Origin of the sequence: Candidatus Synechococcus spongiarum (assembly GCF_900047545.1) — a bacterium.
Taxonomy (GTDB): domain Bacteria; phylum Cyanobacteriota; class Cyanobacteriia; order PCC-6307; family Cyanobiaceae; genus Synechococcus_B; species Synechococcus_B spongiarum_C.
In genome coordinates, this window is the sequence record NZ_FITM01000111.1 from 1 (window position 1) to 7,585 (window position 7,585).

The 7,585-nt window shown below is 63.5% G+C and carries 7 protein-coding genes; 1 reads left to right on the forward strand and 6 read right to left on the reverse strand.

The window, feature by feature from the left end:
* The 4 genes from FLM9_RS04765 to FLM9_RS04780 form a co-directional block, all read right to left on the reverse strand.
* The coding region (locus FLM9_RS04765) for a nitrilase-related carbon-nitrogen hydrolase (RefSeq protein WP_306806792.1) at positions 1-1,078 on the reverse strand (1,078 nt) is incomplete at its 3' end.
* Positions 1,079-1,080: 2 nt separating this feature from the next.
* Positions 1,081-1,710, reverse strand: a complete 630-nt coding sequence (locus tag FLM9_RS04770; protein ID WP_074457503.1) for a nicotinate-nucleotide adenylyltransferase — start codon at positions 1,708-1,710, stop codon at positions 1,081-1,083.
* Positions 1,707-3,071 (reverse strand): GTP-binding protein, encoded by a 1,365-nt coding sequence (locus FLM9_RS04775; RefSeq protein ID WP_102135484.1) that lies wholly within the window; start codon positions 3,069-3,071, stop codon positions 1,707-1,709. The genes FLM9_RS04770 and FLM9_RS04775 overlap by 4 nt, the downstream gene beginning before the upstream one ends.
* An 8-nt stretch (positions 3,072-3,079) precedes the next feature.
* Positions 3,080-4,054, reverse strand: a complete 975-nt coding sequence (locus tag FLM9_RS04780) for a CNNM domain-containing protein (protein ID WP_074457508.1) — start codon at positions 4,052-4,054, stop codon at positions 3,080-3,082.
* Positions 4,055-4,190: 136 nt separating this feature from the next.
* On the opposite strand from FLM9_RS04780, the gene FLM9_RS04785 reads away from it, so the two are divergent.
* The gene (locus FLM9_RS04785) at positions 4,191-5,537 is read left to right on the forward strand and encodes an aminopeptidase P N-terminal domain-containing protein (RefSeq protein WP_074457505.1); all 1,347 of its coding nucleotides are present in this window, start codon (positions 4,191-4,193) and stop codon (positions 5,535-5,537) included.
* Positions 5,538-5,629: 92 nt separating this feature from the next.
* Here the strand turns inward: FLM9_RS04785 and FLM9_RS04790 are convergent, their stop codons facing one another.
* Both FLM9_RS04790 and FLM9_RS04795 read right to left on the reverse strand, forming a co-directional pair.
* Positions 5,630-5,980, reverse strand: coding sequence for a TnsA endonuclease N-terminal domain-containing protein (locus FLM9_RS04790; protein ID WP_074457506.1), 351 nt, complete (start codon positions 5,978-5,980; stop codon positions 5,630-5,632).
* Positions 5,970-7,585, reverse strand: a 1,616-nt coding sequence (locus tag FLM9_RS04795; protein WP_218969740.1) for a DEAD/DEAH box helicase, incomplete at its 5' end; no start/stop codon positions are given. The genes FLM9_RS04790 and FLM9_RS04795, both read right to left, overlap by 11 nt.

Consider the following 7,585-nt stretch of genomic DNA (forward strand, 5'->3'; position numbering starts at 1 on the left):
CCATGCCCAGCAGTTGGGCCAGTACCCGGGCATCGATAACGGAGCCGGGGGAACTGAAGGACGAAGGCATCAGCAGACCGCACACCTGCCGGGGGCCAAGGGCGGCGGCGGCCAGACAGGCCACAAGGGCGGAATCCACGCCGCCACTGAGCCCCAACACGGCACGACGAAAACCGCACTTGCGGGCGTAGTCCCCCAGCCCCAACACCAACACCTTCCACAACTCCTCCTGGGGGGACGGGGCGGACACGGGGGACCCGGCGAGTTGCACCATCGGACCGTGGGGCAACGTCAAGTGAAGCCAACGGGTGGCCGGACAGGTTGCGGGCAACTGCAAGGCGAGGTTGCCATGGGGATCCACCACAAAGCTGTGGCCGTCAAACACCAGTTCATCGTTGCCCCCCACTTGGTTCACGTACACCACCGGACACCCCAGCCGGGCCGCGGCAGCGGTGGCCAACTCTCGGCGCAGCGCCTGCTTGCCCACCGCAAAGGGGGAGGCGGAGAGATTCACCATCACATCCGGCGCCAGGGGTGCCAACTCGGCAACGGGGTCACAGTCGTAGGTGGGCTGACGGAGGCGCCGAGGATCGCCCCAGAGGTCTTCACAGATGGTGACGGCCAACCGCAGGGGACGCCCCGCCAGGGACATCTCCACCAGGCAGGGCCGGCTGCCCGGACGAAAATAGCGCCGCTCGTCGAACACGTCGTAGCCGGGGAGGAGTCGCTTGGCCGCCACCACCCGCCAGCCGCCGTCCCCCACCAGGGCGGCGCCGTTGTGGAGGGGGCAGCCCTCCCCGTCCGCCAAGGGGGCCACTACCCCCACCAGCACCCGGAGGGTCTCCGGCAAGGCCTGGGCCAGGGCGTCCAGCACCTGCTGCTGCCGCCGCAACACACTGGGCAACAGCAGCAGATCCCGGGGGGGATACCCCCAGAGCGCCAGTTCCGGCGTCACCAGCACTTGAACGCCAGCCGCAGCGGCCTGTCGGGCCGCCACCAGCACCTGACGGCTATTGCCCTCCAGGTCACCCACAAGAGGATTGAGTTGCGCCAGGCCGATGCAGAGGTTCAGCGTCATGGTCACGTTCCCTTTGGAGACTGCCGGGCACCATGGCCGGTGAATCCGTAGAGATTCCGGGACACCAGCATGGGCAATACCTCCTTCGGCACCAGGGCAGGATCGGGCCGTTGGCGGACCTGGGAGCTGGCGACGGGCGGGATGCGCAGCGGCAGCACCTCAAGCTGGGCGCCGCTGGCCTGAAGCCGGGCCATGGCCTGCTCCTGGCGGGGCCAGTTGTGCCGTGGTACCACCGCCAGGCAACAGCAGCGCAGCAGCTCGGAGGCCCTGTACCAGTTGGAAATCTGGGGCAGCAGATCCACCCCCACCACGAACAGCAGGCGGGCCGTGGGACAACAGGTGCGGGCCGCCTGGACACTGTCCAGGGCGCGGCGACTGCTGAAATCCTGCCGCAACTCCAGGCGGCGCCCCTGAGGCATCCGGGCCTTGAGGCCGTCCACAACCGCCTGGAGCAACTGGCGGCGGACCACCAGGGGTGCGCCATGGCGTTTCAACGGATTGTCGCTGGCCCAGGTGGCCACCATGGGGTAGCGCTGGCCCAGGCCGGCCAGAATGGCCTGGTGACCAATGGTGGGCGGATCGGCACTGGTGCCGAAGAGGGCCATGGCGGCGGCGGGCAACCGGCTACTCATGGCAGCAGGGCCGCGTCTTGCCGTGCGAAGGGCTGGATACGGAACTCTTCGGTCTGGGTCCAGCACAACCACGGGGCGCGGGGACCCTGTTGCCGGATGAGGTGTTGCGCCATGATGGCCGATGGGGACAGGCGCAAGGCTTCTCCTGTCACCAGCTTATGGGCCGTCAGCCGCCCCAGGAGGCGGGTGGTGTGGATCGCAAGGGTAGCCTGGGCGACAGCCACAGGACCGGCGGGGGCCAGGCTGAGGCCCGCCGTGAACGGCGCTGCCGCCAGCAGCAGGTGTTTCACGAGACCCAAAGCCCCTTGCAGGCCCAACTGGGCGCCACCCACCCACAGCAGATTGGTGCCTAGTTGTTGCAGCAGGGCCTGCCGCTGGGGACCAGACCCAGGGAGGGGAACGCCGTACAGATCGGCCAGTTGCACAATCAAGCCCGTATCGGCTGTGGCGGCGCCCGCCAGATCCACCAGCATGACCGGATTCATGGCCAGTCCCGCTGCCTTGACGGCGGCATAGCGGCCAATCAACTGTTGAGCCCGGGCGCGGCGCTGCTGGAGGCGGCAGCGCGTGAGCAGCCGCTGGAAGCGGCCCGCAGCTTGCAGGCTGTTGAGGGCCAGGAGGCGGACCCCATCGGACTGCCACAGGTGCAGCAAGGCCTCCTGGAGGGGCTGCACCTGGGGGAGCGCCGCCTCGCTGCGGATCCTGCCGTCGGGAAGTTGTTGCGGTTGGCGGGGCGCCGCGGCAATCACCAGGGGGTTGGTCTGCATCACCCCGTCCCCCAGCAACTGCCGCACCCGACCACTGATAGCAGCCACTAACTGGCGGCGTTCCGTCGTTGTCCAAGTGTCGGCACGGTTCAGCACCAGCAGCACGGGCTTGCCACAGCGGCGCAACTCCGTCAACGCCGTGGCCTCCGGGGCGGAAATGTCCCCGCCGAGCACCAGCAGCACCAGATCGGCACCCAGGGCCAGACGGCGGGCCAGACGCCCCCGGGCGGCCGCCTGGATCTCGTCCAACCCCGGCGTGTCCACTAGGTCCACAGCCTGTAGGCCGGGGATGGAGGCGGGGGGAACCCACACGGCCTGTTGCTGCTGGCGCGTGCAGCCATGGGCCACGTCCACGGCAAAGCATGGTGACCTCAGCAGGGCATTGAGCACACTGGATTTGCCCACCCCGACCCGACCGAACACCACCAGGCGAGGGCGACGCCGGGCCAGGCGTTGCAACTGGTGATCCACCGCCCGCAGGTGGGGTCCCAGGCGAGTTTGCTCCCGTGGGGAGAGCCCCAGCCGCTGGCGCCAGTGCAGCAGCAGGGCCAGCACCCGGTCCGCCACAGCGCCATCAGCGTTCGCCACGGTCATGGTCATGGTCACCGGGGCTGGGATTGGGGCAGGGGGCGCCAGCCAGCCAGCCAGGTCAGGACCGCATCGGCGCCAATCACGCCGGCAAACCCGCCAAACTCGTCCACCACCACCCGCACCCGGTTGCTGTGGTGACGGAAGTCCATCAACAACTGGTCGGCACGGATCATTTCCGGGACAAACACCACCGGTTCGCTGAGCACCGCCAGGGAACACTCCCCACGGCCCTGCACCAGCGCCGCCAGCAACGCCTCCCGGCTGGCCACCCCCAGCACGTGGTCCACCTCCTCCCCCAGAATTACCCACCAGGGGTCATCGCGCTCTAACAGGAGGGCTTCCACACTGGCCAGCCGAGCTGAACCCGCCAGGGTGGGGGCCGCCACCCGGGGCATCATCAGTTCACTGGCCCGCAGGTCGTTGAGTTGGAACACCTTGCCGATCATGGCCGCTTCGTCGGCTTCAATGCGGCCCTGCTGGTGTCCCAGGCGAGTCAGCAGGCGGATTTCCGCCTCGTCGGTGATGTGGGTGCTTTGGGCCGTCAGGGCCGGCACCAGACGCTCCAGAATCCACACCAGCGGCAGCAACAGCCGGGTCAACCGCAGCAGGATGGGGGCAACCACCAGGGATACCTGCACATTGAAGCGGGCCCCCAGGGCCTTGGGCACGATTTCCCCCACCACAATCACCAACAACGTGAACAGGGTGGAAAAGACGGCCAACCACTGGTTCGGCAAGGCCAGTTGCTCCACAATGATCCAACTGGCAAAGCTGCCCAGCATGATGCTGCCAAAAGTATTGAACATGTTGTTAATCACCACCACAGCCGCCAGCGTCCGCCCCAGTTGAAGCCGCAGGCGTTTGAGGCTGTTGGCTCCAGGTACGCCACGGCGGCAGAGGTCCTGCACCTGGAGGGGGGTGGTGGTCATAATGGCTGCTTCGCTGCCGGAGCAGAAGGCAGACCCCAGCAGGAGCGCCACCGCCATCAGGAGAAGTCCGCTCAGGGCATTCACCGTCGCCACCTGGGGCTGCCCATCCCCTCTTCCGACCTCCCCGCAAATGAATCAAATTTGGTCAAACTGCACCTGAACCACACTTTTATTTAACCGTTTCCCTTCCCCCCTGCCCACCGTGAATTCCCGTCCGGACCATTCCGTCCATGCCCAACGCCGCCAGCGCCTCCTGGCCAGCCTGGAGGATGCCGCGGTGGTGCTGCCCGCCGCCCACCTGGTGACCCACCACGCCGACGTTCACCATCGCTTCCGCCAGGACAGCGATTTCTTCTACCTCTGCGGCCTGGACGAGGCCAATGCCGTGGCGGTGCTCCGTGGCCACGGCACCGGCGGCGCTCGGGATCCCCGTTTTGTGTTGTTTGTGGAACCACGGGATCCCACCGCTGAAGTGTGGAACGGCCAGCGCTGGGGCACCGAAGGCGCCATGGAGCACTTCGGCGCCGAGGTGGCCCATCCCCTGGGGGAGCTGGCCGAACAGCTGGACGGCTATCTCCAGGGCGCTCAACGCATCGGCTTCCGCGTCGGCCACCATCCCCACGTGGAACCGCTGGTGTTGAGGGTCTGGGCCCAACAACTGGAGCGGGGTCAGCGGCGCGGGGGACCCAGCGCCAGCCTCTTTGACGTGAGCGCCAGCATCCACGCCATGCGGCTGCGCAAGGAGCCCGGGGAACTGGAGCGCATGAGGAAAGCCGCCCGCATCAGTTGCGCTGCCCATGAACAGGCCCGGCAGGCCGTCCGGGTCGGGATGGGGGAATACCAGATCGAGGCCCTGCTGGAGGGCCACTTCCGCAGCGCCGGGGCACGGCAGCCCGCTTACCCCTCCATCGTGGCGGGGGGAGACAACGCCTGCATCCTCCACTACACGAACAACCAGGATCCGCTCCGGGACGGGGACCTGCTGCTCATTGATGCCGGCTGCAGCCTGACGGACTACTACAACGCCGACATCACCCGCACCTTCCCCATCAACGGCCAATTCAGCGGTGAGCAGCGGGATCTCTACGAACTGGTGCTCACCGCCCAGCGCCAGGCCATTGCCGCCGTCCAGCCGGGGAGCAGTTCCGCCAAGGTGCATAACGCCGCCGTGGAGGTGCTGGTGGACGGGCTGCTGGAGCTGGGCCTTCTGCAGGGGAACCGGGACGCCATCCTCACCAGCCATGGCTATCGCCACCTCTATCCCCACCGCACCGGCCACTGGCTGGGGCTGGACGTCCACGACGTGGGGGCATCCCGCCTGGGGGATCACCACACCGCCCTGGAGCCTGGCATGGTGCTCACCGTGGAACCGGGCCTCTACCTCAGCAACCGGCTACCCGTCCCGGAAGGACAACCCCCCATCCCCGACCACTGGCAAGGGATCGGCATCCGCATCGAAGACGACGTGGCAGTCACCGCCACCGGCCATGAGGTGCTGACGGCGGCGGCGCTAAAGGACGTGGGGGATATGGAGGGGTGAGAGGGGTTCTGAAGGCTGGTGGGCAAACTGATGCTGTTCAGCACAGTGATACGTTACGCCGCCCTCCTCTGTGGCAAGGTCAGTGACCTTGCTCAGGGAAACGTTGCTAGCTGATACTCCATGCCCCGCTGCTTGCACCAAAGCTCTGCCGCCTTACGTTTCCGCTGCACATGGTTAGAGCCCATCTGATTGGAGCCTTTGACTTCAATCAAGGCTTTTCTACCGTCTTCGTACTCCACAAGAAAATCAGGATGGTACTTACGCTGGTGCTTCTGGGCATCAATCCAGGGGATGGTGATGCCATGCCGCTTCATCCACTTGGCCACATGGGGATCCTGCTCCAGGCGGTCCATCATGCGCCGCTCCAGGTCGCTGTCGTACTTCTCAAAGCTCCAAGGGCTCTTCTTGGGGGCCGGGTACGTTCCGCGAAAGCTAATGGCCATGCTCAATGATTCCAGCGACAAGGCCAGGGACAGCCGAGACTTTTGTCTTGACCTGGTCAAGCATCTTGTAAGCGAAATCTAGCTCCGCACGTTCTGCCAGACCAAGGGAAGAGCCGTTAAGAAACTTAGCACGTACATGATGCAATAGGGCGGTGTAAACCCGGTCCTTGCGCATGGCGGCATATCCAGCCACGACAGCCATGTCTTCAGCCATGCGAAGCAAACCATCCTTCACCGCCTCCCGTCTGCTTCCATCCGAGATACGGAGAGGCAGGTCGTCACTAGCTGCCTCAGCAGGTGCGGCATGAACGGTTTTCCATCCCTCTACATTCAACTCCTGACTGACCACTCCGGTAATGTTCACCGCAGTGATTTCGGTTGCCACAGGATCGTACTCAATTCCAGCCAGCACCTCTTGCCAGTCTTGGCATGGCTCCGGCGAAGGAGGAATGTAGCCCAGGTCAAACTCACCTTCGTCTGTAAATGATGGATCTGGAACATCGATCACCAAGTCTGGCCGCACAAGTTCCTGCTTTGGCGGGGGTTCTGGCAGATCCTCGGTCTCGTCAAATTCATCGTCAACGGAAACCTGCGTTCGTTTCTTGGCGTCGAAAATGGACCACAACCAGTCGTGCTCCAGCTTGGGATGATCCACGACAGCGCAGATCTGAGGTTCCTCGGCCCCAACGCCCTTTTTCCGTACCCGGCGCAAACCACGCCCAACCACCTGCTGCCCATAAACTGAGCTACTGAACTTGCGCAGCAGCAAGATGACTCCCACTTCTGGAACATCCCACCCCTCCCGTAACATGAGCACACTAATCACGGCTTTGTAGGGTTTCCCGGCTCTTTTCTGTCGTCCCAGTTCACGTGCTTTCTCACGATCCGCCTCGTCACTGTCTTCGGTGATCAGCAGCGTCTTTATTTGGAAGACAGAGGCTAGCATGAACCTTGCCTTTTCAGCGTCAGCCTTACACACGGCCACAATAAAGAGCAATGGTTGATAGCGTCCCTTAGCTCTGCACTCCTGCTCCTGAAGGCGGCGAAGGGCAATGGCCATCTGCTGGCGCATGGGCTTGTCATCTGTGACCCATTGTGTCGCGTTAAGTCCGAGTCGGTCGACTTCTTCCCAGTCAATCTCTTCCACCTTACGCTGCTTACCAGTACGGGCATCTGTATAAGTCAGTTGTACACTTTCAATATCTGGTTGATAGACAATCGGCGTTTTAATAATTCTATCACATAATGCGTCATTGATGCCGTACTCAAAAATCATATGACTGTCTGGCGTTTGCCCATCAGCACGATCTGGTGTTGCTGTTGTATCTACGCGCAGGGCAATCTTTTCGCGCATTCGCATGAGAGTTTCCTCATATTCCAGAGCAGGAGAGTTGTGAGCTTCATCATTAAATAGCGCAAATTTCGGCCCATTCATCAAGGCTGACAAGTTACTCTGACCGCTTTTATTGCTTTGATAAAACTGATGAATGTTTCCTAGGATAACGCTAGCACCAAACAAACTAGCCCAGCCACTCTCCTTGTTACTACCCAGAGTTGTGAGCGCAAAGTCCTCCGGTGCGCATATGTTGTCTGGTGGTAATAAGT

Coding starts and splice junctions, on each gene's coding strand:
- FLM9_RS04770 (WP_074457503.1), bottom strand. CDS start 1,710: ATGAGTAGCCGGTTGCCCGCCGCCGCCATGGCCCTCTTCGGCACCAGT.
- FLM9_RS04775 (WP_102135484.1), bottom strand. CDS start 3,071: ATGACCGTGGCGAACGCTGATGGCGCTGTGGCGGACCGGGTGCTGGCC.
- FLM9_RS04780 (WP_074457508.1), bottom strand. CDS start 4,054: ATGGCGGTGGCGCTCCTGCTGGGGTCTGCCTTCTGCTCCGGCAGCGAA.
- FLM9_RS04790 (WP_074457506.1), bottom strand. CDS start 5,980: ATGGCCATTAGCTTTCGCGGAACGTACCCGGCCCCCAAGAAGAGCCCT.